17 protein-coding genes and 5 tRNA genes are annotated in these 23,266 nt (G+C 36.8%); 17 read left to right on the forward strand and 5 right to left on the reverse strand.

What is annotated here, in order from left to right; translation table 11 throughout:
• Nucleotides 1-198: 198 nt before the first annotated feature.
• The 5 genes from EG344_RS11585 (at nucleotide 199) to EG344_RS11605 (ending at nucleotide 5,947) form a co-directional block, all read left to right on the forward strand.
• A complete protein-coding gene (locus EG344_RS11585) occupies nucleotides 199-1,125 on the forward strand; it encodes a toxin-antitoxin system YwqK family antitoxin (RefSeq protein WP_123909565.1) in 927 nt (308 codons plus the stop codon).
• 20 nt (nucleotides 1,126-1,145) lie between these two features.
• Entirely contained in the window at nucleotides 1,146-2,528 is a 1,383-nt protein-coding gene (gene glmM, locus EG344_RS11590) for a phosphoglucosamine mutase (RefSeq protein WP_123909566.1), read from the forward strand.
• 44 nt (nucleotides 2,529-2,572) lie between these two features.
• Complete coding sequence (locus EG344_RS11595; protein ID WP_123909567.1) at nucleotides 2,573-3,154, forward strand: Crp/Fnr family transcriptional regulator; 582 nt, start codon at nucleotides 2,573-2,575, stop codon at nucleotides 3,152-3,154.
• A 229-nt stretch (nucleotides 3,155-3,383) separates the two neighbouring features.
• Nucleotides 3,384-4,355, forward strand: a complete 972-nt coding sequence (locus EG344_RS11600; RefSeq protein ID WP_123909568.1) for a zinc-binding alcohol dehydrogenase family protein — start codon at nucleotides 3,384-3,386, stop codon at nucleotides 4,353-4,355.
• 209 nt (nucleotides 4,356-4,564) lie between these two features.
• Nucleotides 4,565-5,947: a tetratricopeptide repeat protein gene (locus tag EG344_RS11605; protein WP_123909569.1), complete on the forward strand. Its 1,383-nt coding sequence runs from the start codon at nucleotides 4,565-4,567 to the stop codon at nucleotides 5,945-5,947.
• A 209-nt stretch (nucleotides 5,948-6,156) separates the two neighbouring features.
• On the opposite strand, the gene EG344_RS11610 is transcribed toward EG344_RS11605, so the two are convergent.
• The 3 genes from EG344_RS11610 to EG344_RS11620 form a co-directional block, all read right to left on the reverse strand.
• Nucleotides 6,157-7,035, reverse strand: a complete 879-nt coding sequence (locus tag EG344_RS11610) for a DMT family transporter (RefSeq protein ID WP_123909570.1) — start codon at nucleotides 7,033-7,035, stop codon at nucleotides 6,157-6,159.
• A complete protein-coding gene (aat, locus tag EG344_RS11615; protein ID WP_123909571.1) occupies nucleotides 7,022-7,675 on the reverse strand; it encodes a leucyl/phenylalanyl-tRNA--protein transferase in 654 nt (217 codons plus the stop codon). The genes EG344_RS11610 and aat overlap by 14 nt, the downstream gene beginning before the upstream one ends.
• A 62-nt stretch (nucleotides 7,676-7,737) precedes the next feature.
• Nucleotides 7,738-8,115 carry a DUF3127 domain-containing protein gene (locus tag EG344_RS11620; protein WP_123909572.1) on the reverse strand — a complete coding sequence of 126 codons (378 nt, stop codon included), beginning with the start codon at nucleotides 8,113-8,115 and terminating at the stop codon, nucleotides 7,738-7,740.
• Nucleotides 8,116-8,294: 179 nt separating this feature from the next.
• Between EG344_RS11620 and EG344_RS11625 the strand changes: the two genes are divergently transcribed.
• The 5 genes from EG344_RS11625 to EG344_RS11645 all read left to right on the forward strand — a co-directional run bounded on the left by EG344_RS11625 (nucleotide 8,295) and on the right by EG344_RS11645 (nucleotide 8,887).
• A tRNA-Leu gene (locus EG344_RS11625) sits at nucleotides 8,295-8,376 on the forward strand.
• Nucleotides 8,377-8,380: 4 nt separating this feature from the next.
• Nucleotides 8,381-8,456 (forward strand) — tRNA-Gly (locus EG344_RS11630).
• 6 nt (nucleotides 8,457-8,462) lie between these two features.
• A tRNA-Leu gene (locus EG344_RS11635) sits at nucleotides 8,463-8,546 on the forward strand.
• Between the two features lie 122 nt (nucleotides 8,547-8,668).
• Nucleotides 8,669-8,753, forward strand: a tRNA-Leu gene (locus tag EG344_RS11640).
• A gap of 50 nt (nucleotides 8,754-8,803) precedes the next feature.
• Nucleotides 8,804-8,887: transfer RNA gene (locus EG344_RS11645), tRNA-Leu, on the forward strand.
• Between the two features lie 100 nt (nucleotides 8,888-8,987).
• On the opposite strand, the gene EG344_RS11650 is transcribed toward EG344_RS11645, so the two are convergent.
• The gene (locus tag EG344_RS11650) at nucleotides 8,988-9,974 is read right to left on the reverse strand and encodes a helix-turn-helix domain-containing protein (RefSeq protein WP_228412916.1); all 987 of its coding nucleotides are present in this window, start codon (nucleotides 9,972-9,974) and stop codon (nucleotides 8,988-8,990) included.
• 98 nt (nucleotides 9,975-10,072) lie between these two features.
• Between EG344_RS11650 and EG344_RS11655 the strand changes: the two genes are divergently transcribed.
• Nucleotides 10,073-12,457: a TonB-dependent siderophore receptor gene (locus EG344_RS11655; protein ID WP_123909573.1), complete on the forward strand. Its 2,385-nt coding sequence runs from the start codon at nucleotides 10,073-10,075 to the stop codon at nucleotides 12,455-12,457.
• On the forward strand, nucleotides 12,458-13,621 hold the full coding sequence (locus EG344_RS11660) for a PepSY-associated TM helix domain-containing protein (RefSeq protein WP_123909574.1): 1,164 nt from the start codon (nucleotides 12,458-12,460) through the stop codon (nucleotides 13,619-13,621).
• Nucleotides 13,622-13,623: 2 nt separating this feature from the next.
• Here the strand turns inward: EG344_RS11660 and EG344_RS11665 are convergent, their stop codons facing one another.
• Nucleotides 13,624-14,229, reverse strand: a complete 606-nt coding sequence (locus tag EG344_RS11665; RefSeq protein ID WP_123909575.1) for a helix-turn-helix domain-containing protein — start codon at nucleotides 14,227-14,229, stop codon at nucleotides 13,624-13,626.
• Between the two features lie 125 nt (nucleotides 14,230-14,354).
• On the opposite strand from EG344_RS11665, the gene EG344_RS11670 reads away from it, so the two are divergent.
• The 5 genes from EG344_RS11670 (at nucleotide 14,355) to EG344_RS11690 (ending at nucleotide 23,251) form a co-directional block, all read left to right on the forward strand.
• Nucleotides 14,355-14,750 (forward strand): YbjN domain-containing protein, encoded by a 396-nt coding sequence (locus EG344_RS11670; protein WP_123909576.1) that lies wholly within the window; start codon nucleotides 14,355-14,357, stop codon nucleotides 14,748-14,750.
• A gap of 19 nt (nucleotides 14,751-14,769) precedes the next feature.
• Nucleotides 14,770-15,471: a PspA/IM30 family protein gene (locus EG344_RS11675; RefSeq protein ID WP_123909577.1), complete on the forward strand. Its 702-nt coding sequence runs from the start codon at nucleotides 14,770-14,772 to the stop codon at nucleotides 15,469-15,471.
• 3 nt (nucleotides 15,472-15,474) lie between these two features.
• A complete protein-coding gene (locus tag EG344_RS11680) occupies nucleotides 15,475-16,137 on the forward strand; it encodes a hypothetical protein (protein ID WP_123909578.1) in 663 nt (220 codons plus the stop codon).
• A 117-nt stretch (nucleotides 16,138-16,254) separates the two neighbouring features.
• The gene (locus tag EG344_RS11685; RefSeq protein ID WP_123909579.1) at nucleotides 16,255-18,276 is read left to right on the forward strand and encodes an SPFH domain-containing protein; all 2,022 of its coding nucleotides are present in this window, start codon (nucleotides 16,255-16,257) and stop codon (nucleotides 18,274-18,276) included.
• A gap of 175 nt (nucleotides 18,277-18,451) precedes the next feature.
• The gene (locus EG344_RS11690; protein WP_123909580.1) at nucleotides 18,452-23,251 is read left to right on the forward strand and encodes a DNA repair ATPase; all 4,800 of its coding nucleotides are present in this window, start codon (nucleotides 18,452-18,454) and stop codon (nucleotides 23,249-23,251) included.
• The last annotated feature ends 15 nt before the right edge of the window (nucleotides 23,252-23,266 follow it).

The raw sequence follows: 23,266 nt of genomic DNA on the forward strand, positions 1-23,266 counted from the left end.
TTGCCTGCTATTCTTTATTCAAGGTACTTAAAAAGAATTTTGCACCCAATAAGTTCAGTTCCAAAAGATCAGGCTGCGATAAAGATTGTGGCTGTTCATAGATTCATCAAAAATATTATAAAACATTTTCTTCTTTTGTTTGAATTAATGTATCTTTCCATGGTAATCTTAACAGCAGTTTTTTTAAAAAAATAGTTCATGAAAACCATAATTATATTTGTCTCCACTTTTTTTGTCTCCATTCTATTTGGGCAGGAAAAAAAATGCTATAATGACTCTTGGAAGCAAGTAAAGTGTTCTGAAGAATATAGTTTTTATAGAGTAATTCAGACTGAAAGAATAACTAACGGACCTTATACAGTAAAAGACTATTATCATGACGGAACTCTGCAAATGGAGGGATCATATTCTGATAACCTTTATCTTCATAAAGAGGGGGAATTCAAATATTACTATGAAAATGGTAAAACTTCTTTAGTTGAAAATTATACAAACAATAAACCTGTCGGAGAATTTAAAAAATGGTATCCTAACGGACAATTAAAATGGGAAGGAAGATATACGGATACAGATGGTAATTCGGAATATATCAATTTTTGGAAAGAAGACGGAATACAGGCAGTAAAAGAAGGAAATGGGTTCTTTTTCTCAAAAAATGATGATGGTTCTTTTATTGAAGGAAATCTTAAAGAAGGAAAGGAAGATGGCTTATGGAAAGGGTATATGAAAGAACTAGACATTACTTATGAAGACAGATATAGTAATGGAGTGTTTGTGGAGGGGATAAGTCAACACGCAGGAAAAAAATACACCTACACAAAAATTCAGGAAATCGCTTATCCCCAAAATGGAAATAGTGATCTGAGAAATTTTGTAGCAAATAATTTTAGATTTCCTAATAAAATTCTAAGAGAAAATTATTCAAGTGCGATAGTTATGATTATAACAATAGATGAGTCCGGAAACATTTTTGATGTGTTAACAGAAAATATTGTTGATGAGAAAGTGAAAGAAAGACTTATTAATATTGTAAAAAAATACCCAGGGAAATTCATCCTTCCCAAAGTAAGAGGTGTTCCGAACAAACAAAAATTAAGATTATCAGTAATATTATCTGTAGATTAGAAAATAAACAATAAAATAGAATGTCGTTAATAAAATCTATTTCGGGAATTCGCGGAACCATAGGAGGGAAAGTAAATGATAACTTAACACCTCTTGATGTAGTAAAATTCGCTTCCGCATTCGGAACATGGCTTCAGAATAATAAAAATAAAAAAGATTTAACCCTTATCATCGGAAGAGATGCCAGAATCTCAGGACAGATGGTTTCTTCCCTGGTTACTGCAACATTACAGGGATTAGGAATCAACGTGGTTGATCTGGGTCTTTCTACAACGCCTACCGTTGAAGTAATGGTTCCTGAGCTAAATGCAGATGGAGGAATTATCCTTACCGCATCTCACAACCCAAAACAATGGAACGCTCTTAAATTGTTAAACGAAAAAGGAGAATTCATCAGTGGTGAAAATGGAGCAGAGGTTCTTGCTTTAGCAGAAAGTGAAGAATTCAATTATGCAGAAGTAGACGATTTGGGTAAATACGAAACAAGAGATGATGCTTTTGACATTCATATTAAGCAGATCCTTGATTTGCCAATGGTAGACGTTGAAGCAATCAAAGCTAAAAACTTTAAAGTAGTATTAGATGCTGTAAACTCTACAGGAGGAATTGCCATCCCAATGTTATTAGACAAATTAGGTTGTGAAACCATTAAACTATATTGCGAACCAACAGGCCATTTTCCACACAATCCTGAACCGTTAAAAGAACATTTAGGGGACATCTGTGAATTGGTTAAAAAAGAAAATGCAGATCTTGGAGTAGTAGTAGATCCGGATGTAGACAGATTAGCTTTAATTGATGAAAAAGGAGAAATGTTCGGTGAAGAATATACCTTGGTAGCCGTTGCAGATTATCTTTTAAAACATAAAAACGGAGCAGCAATTTCCAACCTTTCTTCAAGCCGTGCTTTGAGAGACGTTGCGCATACTCACAATTCAGAATATTTCGCAAGTGCTGTAGGAGAGGTAAATGTAGTCACTTTAATGAAAGAAAAAAATGCAGTAATTGGTGGAGAAGGAAATGGAGGAATTATCTATCCTGAACTTCACTACGGAAGAGATTCTTTAGTAGGTGTAGCCTTATTCCTGACTCATTTGGCAAAAGAAAATAAAACCGTTTCCGAACTAAGAGCTGGATATCCAAGCTATTTCATGGGGAAAAAGAAAATTGAACTGACTCCGGAAATTGATGTAGATGCTATCCTAAGTAAAATGGAGAAAGAATATGAGAACGAAGAAGTTTCTACCGTTGATGGCGTTAAAATAGACTTTGAAAACAATTGGGTACACCTTAGAAAATCCAATACAGAGCCAATCATCAGAATTTATACTGAGGCTAAATCTCAGGAAGAAGCTGATAAATTGGGAGATGATATCATCGCTAAGATTAAAAGTTTAATTTAAATAAACATAAGAACGGACTTGCTCCGTTCTTTTTTTATCCCCGAATGTTTGAACATATCAAAAACAAATTTCCCTTTCCGAAAGAAAAATGGAGAAAATTTTTAGGCAACTTCGAGCGGATGGAAGTTCCTGCTAAAACCGTACTTTTAAATGAAGGTGATGTTTCAAATAATGCCTTCTATCTGGAAAAAGGAATTGTAAGAGCTTGGTATAATAACGACGGTAAAGATGTTACCTTTCAGTTTTTCCTGGAAAATACCATGTTCTCTTCCCTGGAAAGTTTTAAAAAAGGTCTTCCGAGCATGGTCTCCTTTGAAACAGTGGAACCCTGTATTTTGTATAAAATTAAAAAACCTGATGTAGAAGCATTTCTTGAAGAAGCTTACGAAACTCCTGAACTTAGAAACCTATTGATGGATGCCCTTTTTGAAAGAATCTTCGATTATATGAAACATTTCTTTTCATTTATAAAAGACACTCCACAGCAACGGTATATTCATCTTGCTCAGCAAAAGCCGGAGATCATCAAAAGAGTCCCCCAGCATTATATTGCTTCTTATTTAGGGATTACCACGGTGCATCTCAGTAGGATAAAGAGTAAAATATTGAAAGAGAAGAGTTCTTAGGCAGGAAGACGGGTTTTGGAGCAGGAGGTTTTTCGCAGGCCATGTAGAAATGAAGGCTATGCTTACCTTGTTTGCTAAGTTGCCCTAACATTCAAAAAATAAAAAAACATAGTAAAAACACTTGCGAACTCAGCCTTCCGCTTTCATTTTCCTATGTTTCCTCAACTGATAACAAATGTTATCGCTTCCTCATTTTCCCCTTCATAATTTTGTATAAAAATGTAAAACAATGAAAGCAGCGATAGTATTTGAAAAAGGAAGTATCCCTCAATATGCAGATTGTCCTGAGCCGGAAATAACAAATGAAAACGAAGTATTAGTAACGGTAAAGGCAGCATCCATTAAAAACCTTGATAAAGCAAGAGCTAGCGGGAAACATTATTCTACGGAAAGCGAAGTCCATAAACCAACAATTGTAGGTTCAGACGGAGTGGGGTATCTTGAAAACGGTTCAAAAGTCTATTTTTTCAGTAAAAAGGGAACCGTTGCAGAAAAAGCAGTTGCTAATCCCAACATGATGGTGGCTATTCCTGAAGGATTAGACTTTTCCATAGCAGCAGCACTTCCCAATGCGGTAATGGGATCAGCAATGGCATTAAAGTTCAAAGCCGGTATACAGCCTGGAAACGTTGTGCTGGTGAATGGAGCAACAGGAATTACAGGCAGAATAGCCGTTCAGATTGCAAAGGTGTATGGCGCAAAAAAAATTATTGTTACCGGACGAAACGAAGAATCTCTAAAGGCACTTCGTGAATTGGGAGCAGATGAGGTTGTTTCCTTACAGTTAAGTGACGAAGATTTTAAAACGAGAATAAAAGAAATTCATAATGAAAGTCCTATCGATATTGTTATCGATTATATCTGGGGACATTCTGTAGAAATGATTTTATCAGCGTTTAAAGGAGATGGAACATTTTCTCATACAACGAAACTGGTTACTATTGGTGGAATGAGCGGTGATACGATTCAATTGTCCTCACAGATTCTCAGAGCAACAGATATCCGGATTTCTGGATCAGGATTGGGAAGTTGGACAAAAGAAGAATCAGCACTTTTATTTTCAGAAATTATTCCCGAAATGTTTAAAGCAGCTGTGGAAGGAAAAATTAAAATAGAAACTGAAGAGGTTGATATAAAAAATATCGAAACGGTATGGAATGCTGAGGTACAAACCGGAAAAAGGCTTGTAGTAAGAATTTAACCCCAATTTCCATTTTTTTATCCACAATCCTTTTATTGGTTTTCTTTTTTTACTATTTTTATAATAGAAATTTATGAAATGGAAAATTCAAAAAAAAGTTGCAACTTTGCATAAATATTTGAATATCAGTTTCAGATATATTATTAATTAATAAAGTTTGCCGAGGTCTGTAAGTAAATTCAGGCATTGGGCCGACAAAGAGGACACTATTGGAAGAGTATTTTGGAAATGAACTTGTAAAAAAGTTCGAAGAAATGATGGAAAACAATGACGAATTCTACTTCGATACCGAGGAGTTGGAAGATATCATTGTTTATTATTTGGAGCTTGGTGATTTTAATTACGCCGATATGGCCGTTAATTATGGACTGAAGCTTCATCCCAATTCATTAGATATCAAGATCAAAAAACTTGAAATTCTTCTGGAGTGGGAAGAATATAATACGGCGAAAGAACTTATTGATGAGTTAAAAGGTTCTTCTATGGAGAATACAGACTTTTTGGTTTGTTACGCCAAGTATTATTCGAACCTGGGTAACCCTAGAAGATCCATTGAAATCTGTAAAAAAGCCCTTACGCTGGAGGAAGAAGAAAATTTCCTTCACAACTTTATTGCGGATGAATATGTAAATCTGGGTGATCCTTTTAACGCTCTTAAGCATTATAGAAAAGCACTCAAAGAAGATCCTTCTGATGAATATTCAATGGAAAATGCGATGGTGTGCTTTAGCGATTTGAATAAGAGTGAGGAGGCTATTGCCTTTCTTAATGAATATTTAGATGAATTCCCTTATTCCGAAACTGCATGGTTTGAATATGGACAATTCTACTTCAATAGAAAGAATTTTGATGAAGCCATAAAAGGATATGATTATCTATTGGCCATTAATTCAAATTCTGTAGGAGTATATGCCAATAAAGCAGCTTGCTATGAAGCTTTAGGACAATACCAGAAAGCAATTGAAACCTATGAGGAAATGCTTGAGCTGGAATATACCAAAGCATTTACTTTCTATAAAATCGGACTGTGTAATAAAGCATTAAAGCAACCTATTTTAGCTTTAAACTCATTTCAGAAATCATTGAGAGAAGACCCTCAGTTTTATCTGGCGATGATGGAGCAGTCTTATTTATATGAAGAAATGGGCGGCATGTCTGAAGCACTTTATTTTGCTAAAGAGGCTACCCAGTTGAACGAGAATAACCTGGATTATCAAAAAAGACTTGCATTCCTGTTCATAGATTCAGGGAAATTTGAAGAAAGTCTTGCCTGTCTTAAAAAGCTTGTAGATGCTGAACCATCAAGGTTTTACAACTGGTATGCGTACTCAGAAGTTCTGATGCTTGTAGGAGAATATGAAGAAGCGGTTACTGTTTTAAATGCAGCAGTAAAGCATCACCACAGAGCTGAGCTGTTTTATCAGTTAAGCAATTGTTTTTTCAACCTTAGAGATCAGGATAAAGGAATAGAATCACTTCAGAAAGCTTTGGAACTGGATCCGTCTTTGGTAAAGGATATGCAAAAGAAATATCCATTCATCAAGGAAGAGGTAAAAAAGGTGAAGGTAAGTAAAGTGAAGAAAAAGAACTAAACGTACTCCAAATAACGAAAAAGTCTGCAGAAATGCAGGCTTTTTTTATTGATTAAGGATTGGATTTGAAGCTGGGAACTGGAGAAGGAAAGTTATGAAGGTCATAAAGAATCACCATTCTCTCTGTTTTACCATTTTTAAAATCTATAGTGACAATTAACAATTATATCACTAACAGTAACTTCCAGCTTCCAGTCTTTGTAGTACATCTATTTTTTCGGATTACTCCTTAAAAAGATCAATCCGGCAATGATAATTCCTGCGCCTATAAATTGGAATAGAGTTAGTTTTTCACCATCAATTATCCCCCAGATAATTGCCACAATAGGCATTATAAGGGTAACTGTTGAAGCAAAAAGCGGAGTGGAAACTTTTAATAACCTATAATTCATAGTCATGGCAAGCCCGGTTCCGAAAATGGAGAGTAGACTGACGAACATCAGCCCAAGCATATTGTCCTTTGAAAAACTGAACTCAGAAAAGAATCCTGTACTCGTAAGAGCGATAATGGAAGGAAAAATTAAAACAAAAGAAAAGATAAAAGAAGATAAAACCACGGAAGAAACCTCCATAAGTTTTGATTTTACGGTTGTTGTACTTAAAGCATAGCATAAAGTAGCCAGTAATAGCAATAAAATCGGTATTATTTTAAGTTCACCACTGTCACCGCCACCAAAAGCCAGAATACAGACTCCTGTAAAGCTTATCAGTGTTCCGACGATCTGTTTTTTTGTGGTTTCAAACTTCCAAACCAAAGCACCTACAATAATGACGAAAATAGGCATCATGGAGTTGATGATCCCGGCAATACTGCTGCTGACCTCCGTTTCTGCAATCGGGAACAGGAACATAGGGATGAAGTTTCCGGTCAAGGCAGCTAAAACAAGCCATTTTAAATGCTTCTTCGGAAAAAGTTTGTAATTGGAAATGGCAATGGGAAGCAAAATAATACCAGCGATAAGCACTCTTAGTGATCCTACCTGATATGGATTGAAATGATCCAGTGATTTTTTGATCAAAATAAAAGAAGATCCCCAAATAATACTCAGGATCACCAGAAGAAGCCATTTTTCTTTATCTGCGTTCATTATTTTCGTGTAGGATTTTTAAAAATTCTTTTTTGGGAATCATTTTAGCACCCAGACTCTCCAGATGTTCTGTATGAGATTGGCAGTCAATTAATTCAATCTGATCTTTGTTGCTTTCCACAAAATGGATAAACCCAGCTTTTGAGGCATTGCTGACTTTGGCAAACATACTTTCACCACAGAAAATGTTTCCGATTTGTAACCCGTAAAAACCTCCTACAAGCTCTTCATCCTGCCACACTTCAATGCTCTTGGCCAGACCATATTCATGAAGTTGGATGAAAGAATCCATCAGTTCATCGGAAAGCCAGGTACCGGATTGTCCTTTTCGGATAGTTTGCTGACAGTTTTTGATGACTTCTCTGAAATTTTTGTTCTCGGAAAAAGTGAAAATATTTCTGTTTAATATCTTTCTCATTGATTTTGAAACCTTGATTTCATCAGGTACCAAAACAAATCTTGGGTCAGGACACCACCATAAGATATCCTCTCCTGGGTTATACCAAGGGAAAATACCTAATTGATAAGCGAACCAAATGCGCTCTACAGACAGATCACCACCATAAGCAATAAGCCCATCATGGCCATCATACACCTCCGGATCAGGAAATGAAATCTCGTTTTCGTCTAATCGAACCATTTTTTAGAAAAAAAATCCCACTTTTAAGAAAGCAGGATTTATATTTGATCTTAATTCTTTAATTAGAAAGGCAAATCATCATCGTCGTCTCCGGCAAACGGATTCTCATTAGAAACAGGAGATGCGGATTGCTGAGGCATAGCCTGAGTAGGTTCTGATCCATTATCAAAAACTTTCTCTACTTTCCATCCTGTGATAGAGTTGAAGTATTTAGTTTCACCCTGTGGAGAAACCCATTCTCTACCTCTGATGTTGATTCCTATTTTTACGTTCTCACCTTCTTTAATATTATCTAATAAACTAATTTTATCAGACAAAAATTCTATGTTTATCGGCTGTGGATACTGTTCCTGGGTTAAAATAACCAATTCTCTTTTTTGAAATCCACTTGCAAATGTTTGAGTTTCAAAAAGTTTCTTTACCGTTCCTTGTAATTCCATATCGTAATTATTAACGATGTAAAAGTAAGAAAATGAAATGTAATAATAGGTGCTGCTGAAAAAAAATCTGGAAATTTTAATTTTTTTCTCGAAAAAGTTTGGAGGTAAAGGAAATTGTCCTATATTTGCACTCACAAAAACGAAGCAAGCTCTTTAAAACTTACAATACAAAAAAACCAGCGGATGTGGTGTAATTGGTAGCCACGCCAGACTTAGGATCTGGTGCCGTGAGGCGTGGGGGTTCGAGTCCCTTCATCCGCACTATGCGAAAATAGCTCAGCTGGTAGAGCACAACCTTGCCAAGGTTGGGGTCGCGGGTTCGAATCCCGTTTTTCGCTCCACACCATGCCCTGGTGGTGGAACTGGTAGACACGCAGGACTTAAAATCCTGTGTCCGTAAGGACGTACGGGTTCAAGTCCCGTCTGGGGTACAAATCCCTCTGTATTTCATTACGGAGGGTTTTTTGTTTTTATAGAGAGAGTTCTTTAATAGGATTTCTTATATTTGTAAGAGAATTGATTTTGTATCTGTGAAAACAGATCAATATAACCAGCGGATGTGGTGTAATTGGTAGCCACGCCAGACTTAGGATCTGGTGCCGTGAGGCGTGGGGGTTCGAGTCCCTTCATCCGCACCATACAAAAAGTAGGATTTGCTTTCAAATCCTTTTTTTGTACCACACACCATGCCCTGGTGGTGGAACTGGTAGACACGCAGGACTTAAAATCCTGTGTCCGTAAGGACGTACGGGTTCAAGTCCCGTCTGGGGTACAAAAACCCTCTGTATTTTGAATACGGAGGGTTTTTTATTTTAGTATTCTGTGCCCTTATTTTTAATCTTAGTCCAAGAAAGCTTTTCTATTGACTTCTTTCAATTTTTACGATAATAACTAGGTCCAACCCCAACTTCGTTCTTAAAAGCCACACTAAATGATGAAGGAGAAGCATATCCCAAATGATAGCCAATCTCTTTAATAGAATAATCAGAATTTTTAAGCAGATAAAGCGCTTCTTTCATCCTAAGCTTGGAAGCATAATGGAAAACACCATCCCCAAACAATTCCTTGAAGCCGTTCTTTAATTTAAACTCATTAATACCAAATTTTATAGAAAGCTGTTCAATGGTGTAGAATGATTTTAGGTTTCCCTCTATAAAATCTTTTACGGCCATGAGTTTGTGAATTTCAGAATTGCTGATGGAAGTTTTGCTTTTTGTTTCAGTTTCGTTTTCCTCTTTTTTTGCAAATTCAAAGATGAGCAGAAGAAGACTGAGTATTTTACTTTTAATAAAATAATCTTTATAGAACCCTTCCAGACTGCATTTTTTGATTTCTAACAAAATACCCATCATTTGTGGGGTTATAGGGAGTCCTTCAGGGAATAGACTGGCAGGCTGGTTCTGATCTATTTTAAAAATGAAATCCTGTAAAATACCGCTGCTTTCTGCCAATTGGTGAAAGTAATCCTTGGAAACGTAGATATCGAGATTTTTATAAGAGATGTCTTTTTGGAAATCTATTTGTACATCTGCATTTTCCGGAGTAAAATAAATATAATGATGAAACAGTTTATATTCTCCGGGCTTCCCATCAACCAAATCCCTGATAACTTCTGCTCCGTCAAGGAAAAAAGCCAGTTCAATATATTTTATGGCTTCTGTACGGAATTTCATCGTATAATTCCTGATATAAGAAAATTGATATTCTTTTACTAAAAATTCATCCCCTTCATACAGAGTAAGGGTTTCAAATGTTCCAAGCTCATTAACGAAAGTTTCGGGCACACTGCTGCGATGATTTTCCCCGAAAAAATCCAAAATCTGTCTTGCTATCGTATGGTTCGGTACAATCTCTCCCAAAATCTAAAGTCTTTATCCCAAGCTCAAAAGTTTTTCCTATTGGCAACCGCTAATTTTGCCTGTGTAAATTTAATTAAACTAATTCTAAATAACAATTTATGAATAAGAACAGATTCCTTTTTCCTGCAGTGCTTTTTCCTGCAGTGATCTGGGCACAAAGTACAGCACAGATTACAGGAAAGGTAATGAATTCCCAAAAGAAACCGGTTCCGGCTGTAAAAGTTATTCTTAATAACGGAGAATCAGAAACTTATACTGATGATAACGGTTTTTATCGTTTTACTAATATGCCCTCAGGAAATTATGTACTTAAAGTGGATGATCCTGAGGTTCTTAAAACTTATTCTTTTACATTAAAGGAAAGTGACAGTATTACTCATGATTTTATACAAACAACAGATACTTACCAGATTGTTGCTGTAAACGTTACTGCAAACCGTAAAACAATTCCTTCTTCTACTTTAAGATTAGGAGAGAATCTTTTGGTAACTCCTCAGAATATTCAGGTGATAGATCAGCGTCTACTGAACGATCAGCAAATTCTTACAACAGCTGAAGGGCTTAGCCGAAATGTAAGTGGAGTACGTACGATTACGCATCAGGAGGAAGGAAGTGTGGGAATTGCCGTACGTGGATTCTCTGCTTCTAATCTTAGAAACGGAATGGATGTAAGTGGAAGCTTTGGTCCTCTTCGTGAAGATATGTCGTTTGTAGATCGTGTAGAGTTTGTAAAAGGCCCTGCCGGATTTATGATGGGGAATACACAGCCCGGAGGTTTCTATAATATTGTTACCAAAAAGCCAGTGGGGAGAGAAAAAGGAAATGTTCAGCTTACTTTAGGCAGTTTTAATCTGTACCGGGCATCTACAGATGTTGAGAAAAAATTAAGTAAAGATGGAAAGTTCTGGGGAAGACTTAATTTGATGGGGACAAAATCAGGATCTTTTCAGCAATATGTAGAGCATGAACAATACGTAATCAACCCATCTTTCAAATATATTGCATCAGAGAACACCAATATTACATTGGAATATATTCTTTCGCAGAATAACTTTCAGGGAGGGTTTGCTAAATATGCCTATGGTATTGATGGGTTTAAAGACGTAAAAAGATCATTCAGTTTTTCTGATCCCATTATAGATCCAACCCGTTCATGGGAACATAATGTGTATGGAACCATAAATCATAATTTTAATGATAACTGGATGATTACCGGTCAGTTTGGGTACATACGGTCCCAGATGCAGGGAGAATCATTGTATGCTAGCTATAATACGATTGCATTGGCGGACGATCCTGTGAAGGGAAGAAAAAAAGGAGATGTAGATCGAGGAATCAGTATTAATGATGCTTTGAATACATCAACAATAGGTCAGGTATTTACGAGAGGAAAATTTGAGACTGGAAATATCAGTCATAATATTCTTGCGGGAATAGATATGGGAAAAAAATCTTATGTGGCCGATTGGTCAGTGCTTCCACAAAAGGTAGGTCCTGTATTTAATATTTATAATCCTGTCTATGGCCATTTGAAAAAATCCGATATTCCGGAATATGATCGTTCAAGATCTCTTAGAGAACGGGGTGCTAATTATCTTACGGATTATTCTTATACTTCATTTCATCTACAGGATGAAGCCCGTTTTCTGGAAGATAAATTAAGAATAGCAGCAGGCTTCCGCTATACTTCAACGGTAAAAACAAGTGCGGCGGATAAAGGAGCGGAAGTTAAAAATACGGCGGTAACTCCAAGGTTCAGTATTACCGGATTACTGACTCAGACATTCACTGTGTACGGATTGTATGATGAAACTTTTCAGGAACAGACCGGAAAACTTCTTAATGGAAGTACAGCAGATCCTTCGTATGGAAAGAATACAGAATTTGGAGTAAAGAAAACATGGTTCAATGGACAACTGATGACTAATCTTACTTTTTATCATCTTACCAAAACCAATATGCTGACTGCCGCCGGAATTGAATATCCGGGTCTCTTTGAACAATCTGGGAAAAGCGTCTCAAAAGGAATTGAGTTTGATCTGAATGGAAATATCAGTAAAAACTGGAGTATTCTTTTTAATTATGCCTACACAGATGCAAAAGTAACAGAAGATAATGATCCTAAAAAAATTGGGGGAATGCTCTATGGAACAGCAAAACATATCACCAATGCCTGGCTAAAATATACGATTGCAGAAGGAGGTCTGGAAGGGCTTGGTTTTTCCTTTGGGTATGAATATCAAGCTAAAAGAGCGGCGTGGCCGGTGGTTTTAGATCATCCTTATCTTCCTGATGATTATTTCACTTTGGATGTTGGAGTTTCTTATAAACGGGATCATTACCAACTGTCATTCCTTGTGAATAACTTAACCGACCGTTATAATTATGTAGGATTTTATCCCGGTGCCTGGGGGTATACTCACTATGGATGGCGAGCATCAAATCCGATCAATTTCAGACTCAACCTTTCATATAATTTCTAAATGAATTCCGGAAAACCTAAAAAGAAAAACAACAGAAGCCTTTTTTATAGAATATCGGCCTGGCTGCATTTGTGGCTAGGTCTTATTTCCGGGGGTATTATTGTGGTGATCTGTCTCACCGGGATCACCTGGTCTTTTCGTGATGAAATCAAAGACTGGCTGGATCCTGAATTAAAAATTGAGTCTGTTCCGGGAAAAGACTTGGCTAATCCAGCTGATCTTTACGCAAAAGCAAAGGCTTTATATCCTGAACAGGAGATCTCCTTTGTATGGCGCCCTACAGGCAAGGCTGCAATGATAGGTTTCGGAAAAAGAAATCCGGGATTTATTCTGCATCTGAATCCCTACACAGGTGAAGTGATTCGCAAACCCTCATTTAAACAAGAGTTTGATTTTTTTGAATGGACATTAAAAGGACATCGGTTCTTATGGCTGCCATCAGAAATCGGCAGGCCTGTAATCAATTATTCTACCTTAATTTTCTTCATTACTTTAGTCTCAGGACTGGTTTTGTGGTGGCCTAAAAAATGGACAAAAGCCATGAGAAAACAGAGTTTTTCAGTAAAATGGGATGCGAAAATCAAAAGGCTTAATTATGACCTGCACAATGTCTTTGGCTTCTATACCCTGATTATCCTTTTGGTTATTTCGATGACCGGAATGTATTATGGACTTCCCTGGTTCAATAAATTCCTATATTTCACAACTTCTCTTGGTAAAACGACTACCGAACGACAGGAAATTAAAAATATTTCTTCTTACCAACCGGAAAAATTACCTCAGTCATTGCATATAGCCTGGAAAGATGCTTCAGGGAAGGCAGATGCGATGGGGTATTATCTGTCTGTTCCGGAAGATTCTACCGGAGTTATTGGGATCTATTTGTACCCTTCACACCGCCAGTTTTATGATCTTCAAAGCTTTAGTTATGATAGGAATACAGGCAGCCGTTTGACCAATACGTCAGCATATGCCGCTCCTTTTGATAAGGCTGATTTTGCAACCAAAGTACAGAAGCTTAATTATGATTTGCATGTGGGGTCAGCTCTTGGAGGTATATGGGGAAGGGTATTATACTTCTTTATTACGGTGATAGGAGCCTCACTTCCTATTACCGGGTTTCTGGTATGGTGGTTTAAGAGAAAGAAGAAAGGTAAACCGTAGATTTATCTTTTTCTTTCCAGCCTTTCCAGCCTTTCAAAAATCTCTGTAAAAATATTCTTTTCTGCAAGGGAAACATGCCCTACAATTTTATAAAGATCTTTATTGATTTGGGGTGATGCGTAATGCAATTGACCTTCAGTGTATTCCAATAACTGGGAAACAGAATCCTTCTTAGCATCAGCTTTATTCAAAAATAAAATATCTCCATAATGATAAGGAGAGATCAAGGGCTTTTCTGTAGTAAATTCAAATACCAGATCTACAGATGCTAATATTTTTTGCACAATAGAGCTTTTTTCAGTATTATGCTTTCCTGAATTTGCTGCTTCTTTTCTTTCACTGATGGCAAGTTCGGGAAAAAGCATCAATTGATCAATGTCTGAAACACTCGCTAATTGGTTTACCTGTAGGGTTTCAGTAAGTAATTTATCAAGATCAAGATTAAAATGACTCGCAACTTTTAGTATGGTTTCAATCTTCGGTTCAGCACGTCCTTCTTCATAAGAACTGATTACTCCTCTGTTTAAGTCAAATAAATCAGCAAAAGCCTTTTGACTCAGTCCTTTAACCTGTCTTATTTTCTTAATATTAGTTCCAAAGAAGCTCATTTTTGTCTAATCTTTTTTGCAAAGATAGAGATTATTAAACAAATGAATGCTAAAAATATTTGCAAATTGAAAATTTTATGGTATATTTGTGTAGAACGAAAAATCAAAACACTAAACCAGCCTGCATGAAAAATCAAATATTTAGAACGGTCAAAGAGTGGTTGTTAGATTATGAGTTTACCATCACCCTGGAAGATGAGGCTCAGAGAATCTTAATCATTGAAAAAGAATCCAACGGGATCAAAAATATGATTCTTATTATATCAGATTCTATCCTTATTATGGAACAGTTTCTTTTCGAAATAAAAAATCCTACAGAACAAACCTTTAGAAGACTGCTTCAGAAAAACAGGGATATCGTGCATGGAGCTTTTGTTTTAGACAGTACCGGAAAACGGGTAATTTTCAGGGATACCCTTCCTACAGATCATATGGCTCAGAACGAAGTGATGGCTTCCATCAATTCACTGGGAATTCTGGTAGGCGAGTTTACCAACGAGATGCTTGAAATGAGTAAGTAATTCACAAAAGATATTTAAAATGAACATTTTCAAAAGATTATTAACAATAGGAAAAGCAGAGGTCCATTCTGTGATCGATAGCTTTGAAGATCCTATCAACTTAACGGAACAGGGAATCCGTGAAATGAAGGAAGAATTGGGGAGAAGTATCGAATCCCTTGCACAGCTAAAAGCGCTTTCCATTCGTAAGAAAAATGAAGCGGAAGCCGAAGAACAAATCTCCAAAGATTATTACAACAAAGCCATAGTGATTGTTCAGAAAGCTGAAAAAGGAGATGTAGAATCTTCAGAAGCAGATCGCCTTGCCAAAAAAGCCTTAAAAAGACAGGTTTCGTCTAAGGAAAATGCAGATCAGCTGCATAAAGAACATGAAAAGCTTCACACTGAATGTGAAAAGATGCAGGCTGCCATCAATCATCTGAAATCCAGTATTGCCAAATGGGAAAATGAATTAAAAACCCTTAAAGCAAGAGTTCAGGTAAGCGAAGCCACGAAAGATATTAATCAGAAAATGACCCAGATGGATACAGGAAGTACTGTAAGCATGCTGGAAAAGCTGAAAGAAAGAGTGGTACAGCAGGAAACGCTGGCAGAAGCCTATTCTGATATTTCAAAATCGGGAAAGACGATTGATGAAGAGATTGAGGCTATGGTAAACAATAAAGATACCGAAGCTGAGGAAGCTTTGAACAGATTAAAGGAAACACTTAAAAAAGGCTAATATATGACCTTTCAGGAATTTTTAAACATTGCATTTTCGCCGGTAAACACTGTTTTGAGTGTATTGCTAGGGCTTTCGGTTGTGTATTGGTTATTTACCATAATCACGGGCCTGGACATCGATGTGGGGTTGCATTCTGACCTTGATGTTGATGCGGGTGCAGATACCCATGTCCCGGATGGACATTTTCATGCTCATAATCACGATCCTTCTACGTGGATGCATTTCCTGAAGTTTCTTAATCTGGATATTGTTCCTATTACCTATTTCATGACACTGTCATTATTGATGACATGGCTCGGATCTTTTTATCTGAATTATTTTATTCCATTGCCAACATGGCTGGGAATACTGATCTTATTTCCATTGTTGATTGGTGGAATGTTACTTACCAAAATCATTTTGAAGCCTTTAAATCCATTTTTTAAAGAAATTAACCATAAGGGAGAAGCTTCCTATGCCTTTTTAGGGAGAGAAGGAAGGCTGAAGTCGAGTATTCAGGATGATAAAATAGGAATGATGGAAGTCTTTATTGGAAGTGATCCAATGACCCTGATGGTAAGAAGCCAGGACGGAACAAAACTGGAACATGGAACCCGTGTCATGATTGTGGATGAAGATCTTGATAAACGGATTTACTACGTACAGAAATCCATGAGATATTAAAAAAACACAATACCATGCTCAGCTTATTTTTAATCATATTGAATTCTATGTTGGAGATCTTTCTCAACACTTTTTAAAAAAACACATTTATATATAAACTATTAAACTTATAAAACTATGAACTTACCATTAATTGCTGGAATTATCATGGTTGCGGTAGCATCAATCGGATTGATTTTCTGGATTTTATCCATGTATAAAAAAACTGTTCAGGGAATTGTTATTTTAAGAACAGGTTATGGTGGCACAAAGGTTTTCTTTAACGCAGGAATCGTAATTCCTGTCATCCACCGTATGGAATCTATGGATATTTCTGTGAAAAAACTGGAGATATCAAGAGAAGGAAGAGCCGGATTGATCTGTAAAGATAATATGAGAGCTGATATTCAGGTAGCATTCTTTATTCGTGTGAACAAATCAGTAGATGATATTGTTAATGTAGGGCAAACAATTGGCTGCCAGAGAGCATCTGATGCGCAGACGTTAAGAGAGCTTTTTGAAGCCAAATTCTCGGAAGCCTTAAAAACAGTAGGAAAGAAATTTGATTTCACCGAATTATACGAAGCAAGAAGTGAATTCCGTCAGGAAATCCTTGACATTATCGGAACAGACCTGAATGGATATGTCTTGGACGATTGTGCCATCGATTATCTTGAACAAACTTCTATTGATAAGCTAGATAAAGATAATATCCTGGACTCAGAAGGAATAAAAAAAATCACTGAATTAACTGCAACACAGAATATTAAAGCTAATCAGGTTCGCCGTGATGAAGAAAAAACCATTACAAAGCAGAATGTAGAAGCTCGTGAGGCAATTCTGGAACTGGAAAAACAGTTGGCAGAAAAACAGGAATCCCAGAAAAGGGAAGTGGCCAATATTAAAGCCCGTGAAAATGCCGAAATCTTAAAAGTAGAAGAAGAAGAACGTCTGAGATATGAAACCGTTCGCATTGCAACGGAAGAGAAATTACAGATTGCAGAAGAAAATAAACTTCGTCAGGTGGTGATTGCTGCTAAAAATAAAGAACGTGCAGATCTGGTAGAAACAGAAAGAGTATTAAAAGACAAAGCTTTAGAAGCAACAGAAAGAGAAAGAATTGTTTCTCTTGCACAGATTGAAAAAGAGAAGGCAATAGAACTGGAAAAGAAAAGTATTCAGGATGCCATCCGTGAGCGTCTGACCATGGAAAAAACAGTGGTGGAAGAACAGCAGGGAATCAAAGATCTGGAAGCATTCAAAACTGCAGAAAGAAACAAACAGGTTGAAATTACGGTAGCTACTCAGGAAGCGGAGAAAAAACTGATTGAAGAAACAAGAGCTGCAGAATCAAGAAGATTATCGGCCGAAAAGGATGCACAGAAATACGTGATTGAAGCTCAGGCAAAAAGAGATGCAGCTGAAAAAGAAGCAGAAGCTCGCAAGATTATTGCAGATGCAAAAGCGAAAGAAGAAGCTACAGTAGGTTTATCTGAAGCTCAGGTAATGCATGCTAAAGCAGACGCAGCAGAAAGACAAGGTGTGGCTGAAGCTGTTGTCATTGAGAAAAAAGCAGATGCAGCCAAAAAAGAAGGTATTGCACAGGCAGAAGTGATTAAAGAAAAAGCATTGGCAGAAGCTGCAGGAATCAATGAAAAAGCAGAAGCCATGAAGAAGCTGAATGATGCAGGAAAAGATCACGAAGAATTCCGTCTGAAACTGAATAAAGAAAAAGAAGTGGAACTGGCTGAAATTGCTATTCAGAAAGAGATTGCAGAAGCTCAGGCCCTGGTATTGGCAGAAGCTTTTAAAACGGCTAAGATTGATATCGTAGGAGGTGACAACACTTTCTTTGATAATGTAATTCGTCAGGTTTCAGCAGGAAAAGGACTGGATAAATTTGTCAGCCATAGCGAAAATGCACAGATGGTGAGAGAAAATTTGCTGGGAGATGGGGAAAATATCATTGGCAAGGTAATGGGAATGGTAGATAAATACAAAATTTCATCAGACGATATCAAGAACATGAGTATTGCATCCCTGATCTTTAAGTTAAACAGCGTAGCGAATCACCAGGAAAAAGGAATTCTGGAAAGAGCTCTTGATATGGCCAGACATATGGGGGTAGAACATAAACCGGTAAACAATAACCATGTTTAATATATAGAATAGTTAATTTATTGATAATCAGATTAAAAATAGATTAGCTGTTTGCATGACAAACCTTATAGGTTCTCAAAACCTATAAGGTTTCCATGAAGATAAAAGCAAAAAATGATAAGTTCTACACCAAGATATGCTGCTCAACAGCAGTCATACAATTTAACCCAACACTATGTCAGAACAACTTAATTCCGGAACCTACGAAATTATTCAGAGCCGTTTGAATGAGCAGAAGAATGACCTTATAAAAAGGCTTCATCAGCTTAATGAAGACCGTAAAAATATCTTCGGTGGAATAGATTTTTCGCTAATTGCCAATGAACGGATTTCCACTGAACATAACTGTATAGCCAAGGATATCTATTCATTAGGCAATTATCTAATATTTGGTTCCAATGCCCATTTAGGATTACAGACTGAAGTCAATATTTCGGACGTTTTTTCAATCTATACCATTAATAATAACAGGTTTGAACCTCAGGATCAGGTCCTTATCAATGATGAGGTCTTTATTGATGAGTTTAAAAACCTTTACAAATACTACAGAAATACATTCTTTGCAAGATTTAGTTTTACAGAGAATTATCTCTATATGGTTTTCCAGCTTTCGGAAAGTACCACAGACATCAAAGCATTCAAATGGCTGATCAAAGACAATCAGCTTATTTATGTAGATTCAAGGAGTGCTTCAGAAACATCATATCCGCCTCAGCATGGTTTTGCATGGACAAAAGCTACAAGAGATATGCAACGGTCTGGAAGACATCCACATATTTCCCTGGCCGATAAGGTTTTCGTAGAAAGTATCGGTGGAGATATTACCATTAAAGTTGAAGATAATACAGATACGGGGAAAGGAATTTACTCCGAGGATGTGATTCATAAAGATCAGAACCTGGATGATGCAGAGATTCATTTTTGTGACCTGGACAATCTTGTTTTGTTCAAAATAAAACCCTATCAGGAAACAGAACGCTATTTTATTTATAATCATAAAGAAAAGACGGTTTCAAGAGCTGATGCGCTTAAATATTCCGGATTGTTGCTCCCTGAAAACCAAGGAGTGTTGTTCTCAAACGGGTATGCTCTCCAGACGGGTGGGTTAAAGGTGATTTCACAGGAGCAGAACAGACTTTATTATCTTAAAACCGTTACAGAACCAAACGGAGAAAACTTTTTATATGTTTTCTATGATGATAAAACGAATAACTATCAGCTGATCTCCTATAATATTATCACCCAAACAATAGAAACGCCTATCCGCTGCAGTGGTTTCTCACTTCTGAATGATGGAAAACTAATCTATCTTAGAGAGAGTATTGAAACTACCAAACATCATCTTGCTCAGATTTGGCAAACTCCTTTCTCCAAAGAATTGCAGCCGAATGCTGAAAAAGCAGATAGTCTGATCTATAAGATCGGAAACAAGGATATTGTAAGGGTAATGGCAGAAAGTCAGGAACTTATCACACTTTTGAATAAGAAAGATTCCTACAGCGGATTATACGATGATATTGTAAAGCTTTCCACCTTTATTCTGGATACGTATTACTTTTTGGGTGAGAATGAAGTTCAGAAACTGGATCAGCCGCTTAAAGAAATTCGCAAAATTGCCCATTCAGCGATCAACGAATACGAAAAAGTCGTTGAACAAAGAAAAAATACGGAAGAAGCATTAGAAAAAATAAAGCATAGCTGTGATAAGATCCTTGATGATACCAAAAGGCTTCATTATTCTCAGCTCACAGAATATATTGATGCTCTTTCACAAATAAGAGCGCTAAGAGGGGAGGTTACAGGAGCAAGAGAATTGAAATATGCAGATATAAACTTATTAGATTCCCTTGAAAATGCACTTGCAGACCGCTATACTGAACTTTCCAATGCCTGTGTGGATTTTCTGTTGCAGGAAGGTGCTTTATTGCCTTATGAGGAGAAAGCACAAAAGATTTCAGAGGATATTGTTTCATTACAAAAAGCTATTGATGCCAAAACTATCGATGAAAATATAAACACCTTATCCGGACAATTGGAGCTGTTGGTAGATATCGTCAATAATCTTAAGATTGAAGATACTTCCCAGTCTACCCAGATCATTGAAAACATATCTTTGATCTTTGCCCGATTGAATCAGGAAAGACTTGAGCTCAGCAAAAGGAAAAGAGAAATCTCAGGTAAAGAACTTGCTTCCGATTTTCAAGCACAGATTACCTTATTCGATCAGTCTGTGATTAATTTTCTGGAACTTTCCAAGACTCCGGAGAAATGTGATGAATATTTAACCAAGCTTTCCATTCAACTGGAAGAGATGGAAACGAAATTCATTGATTTTGATGAGTTTATTCAGCAGATAGGAACCAAAAGAGAAGAAGTTTACGGACATTTCCAGAATAAAAGGGTACAGCTTACAGAATCAAGAAACAAGAGAACCCAAAGTCTCTTTGATGCAGCCCAAAGAATCCTGAAATCCGTTCAGACCAAGGCAGAATCCTTTGACTCTGAAAATGAAATCAACGGTTATTTTGCTTCAGATCTGATGGTAGAGAAAGTAAGAGACCTTTCAAGACAATTAGCGGAATTAGAAGATTCAGCAAAATCTGAAGAGATACAAACTCTTTTAAAAACATGCCAGCAGGAATCCGTAAGAAAGCTTAAGGATAAAAAAGAAATCTATGTAGACGGGGAAAGTATTATAGCATTAGGGGATTATAAGTTTGCAGTCAATCAACAGAAACTGGATCTTACCCTTGTCCTGAGAAATGCCCAATATTACTATCATCTTACCGGAACAAGCTTTTATGAACCCTTGAACTTCACTACAGCTGATGAATTCAAAGAAGTCTGGAACCAGGAATTTGTTTCAGAAAATACCAAGGTAAAACGGTTTGAATATCTTGCCTGGAATGTGTTTTCCAATCATAAAGAAATTGCCGCAGAGCCCCAGAACGAACAGGAAGTTCAGCAATTTACAGCAGAGCATTTTGGCGAAGGTTTGGTAAAGGGAATCCATGATAAAGATGCGCAGATTATCGTCACTAGGCTTCAACAGATGCATAATGAGCTGGGATTGATGCGGTTTACGGCTCAGGAAAGAGCTCTTTCACAGCTTTTTTGGTTTTTCCTGAATCCTGAAAGAAAAGAATATTACAGCAAACAGTTTGAAGCAACGGCTATCATTGCTCAATCCTTTGCCGTAAAACAAGGTTTTGAATACCTAAACAGGGAGTTGGCAGAAGAAATGAAATCATTTGCATCAGTGAATGGTATTTTTACGGAGATAGATTATATCAATGCAGCGGTATATCTGAAGCAGGAAGACAAAGAAAACTTCCTGATCTCGGAAAAAGCAGGTGCTTTGTATGGTTTATTTTTAAAAGAACTTAAAGAAAAAGGTAAAGATCTGGAGTTTTTTGCTCAGATACAGGCTATGTACCAATATCCTTCAGCATGTTATTATATTGCAGAAGGAGCATTAAAAGCTTTTGATCCGGATGCAGAAAAAAATATCATAGATGAGGTGCTTGGATTTATCATTACCCAGAAGTTTGATCCGAAAAATATCAGATGTATTTCCTATGAAGCGGGGATTAAAGATTTGAAATCCCTTGAAAAAGATACAGAATACCATTTGAATTATTTTGAATTTGTATCCAGATTGAGCCATTTCAATACAGTTACTGTTCCAAAATACAAAAGGCTTCAGGAATTGAAATACAGTTGGGTGAGTGAGAAGAAAAAAGCTCTGAAACTGGATACTTTCCAACCACAGATATTAAGTTCATTTGTCAGAAATAAACTGATTAATGATGTTTATTTTCCTTTGATTGGAGCTAACCTGTCAAAACAGTTGGGAACAGTGGGTTCAGATAAGAGAACAGACAGAATGGGAATGTTACTTCTGGTATCTCCTCCAGGATATGGGAAGACCACCCTGATGGAATATATGGCAGAGCGTATGGGATTGGTATTTATGAAAATCAATGGGCCTTCTTTAGGATATGATATTGTTTCTACAGATCCAAGTGAAGCCAGAAATGCAGGAGCAAGACAGGAATTGGAGAAACTTAATCTTGCTTTGGAAATGGGAGATAATGTGATGTTGTACCTTGATGATATTCAGCATTGTAATCCTGAATTTTTGCAGAAATTCATTTCCCTTGCCGATGGTCAGAGAAAAATTGAAGGAATTTATAACGGAGAAAGTAAAACCTATGATTTACGCTCGAAAAGATTTTGTCTGGTCATGGCAGGAAACCCGTACACCGAAAGTGGAGAAAAATTTAAAATTCCGGATATGTTGGCAAACCGTTCGGATACTTATAATCTGGGAGAAATATCAGGCTCAAAAACAACCCTTTTTGATTTAAGTTTGATAGAAAACGCCCTTATGTCTAACGAGTATCTGACCAGACTTACGCAGCCAGGCATAGAGAACCTCTATGAACTTTATGATTGTGTGGTAACAGATAATCCTGCAGACAATCTGAAAGGAAACTTCAGTTCCAATGAAATATCAGACTTCAGAGCAGTACTGAAAAATACCATCATGGTCAGAAATATGATTCTGAAGGTCAATAAAGAGTATATTGCTTCAGCAGCAATGGCTGATGATTACAGAAATGAACCTCCGTTTAAACTTCAGGGGTCGTATCGTAACATGAATAAGCTGATTACTCAGATTCAGCCTATTCTAAAGGAAAATGAAGTGATTCAGATAGTCTTGAATCATTATCAGAATGAATCCCAAACGCTGACAACTGGCGCAGAAGCGAATATGCTGAAGCTGAAAGAACTGATAGGGAATATCTCGGAAGAAGAAACAGTACGTTGGGAAGAGATCAAGAAGACCTTTGTAAAAAATAAAACCTTAAAAGGACTTGGAGAAAACGATAGAATGTCTCAGATTGTTGCACTCCTTGCACAGTTTGGAGATGGCCTTGAAGGAATAAAAGAGGTTTTGAGAAAAGAATAGTAAACCTTACTTTAT

Source organism: Chryseobacterium sp. G0162 (assembly GCF_003815715.1).
In the GTDB taxonomy this organism is placed as follows: Bacteria; Bacteroidota; Bacteroidia; order Flavobacteriales; family Weeksellaceae; genus Chryseobacterium.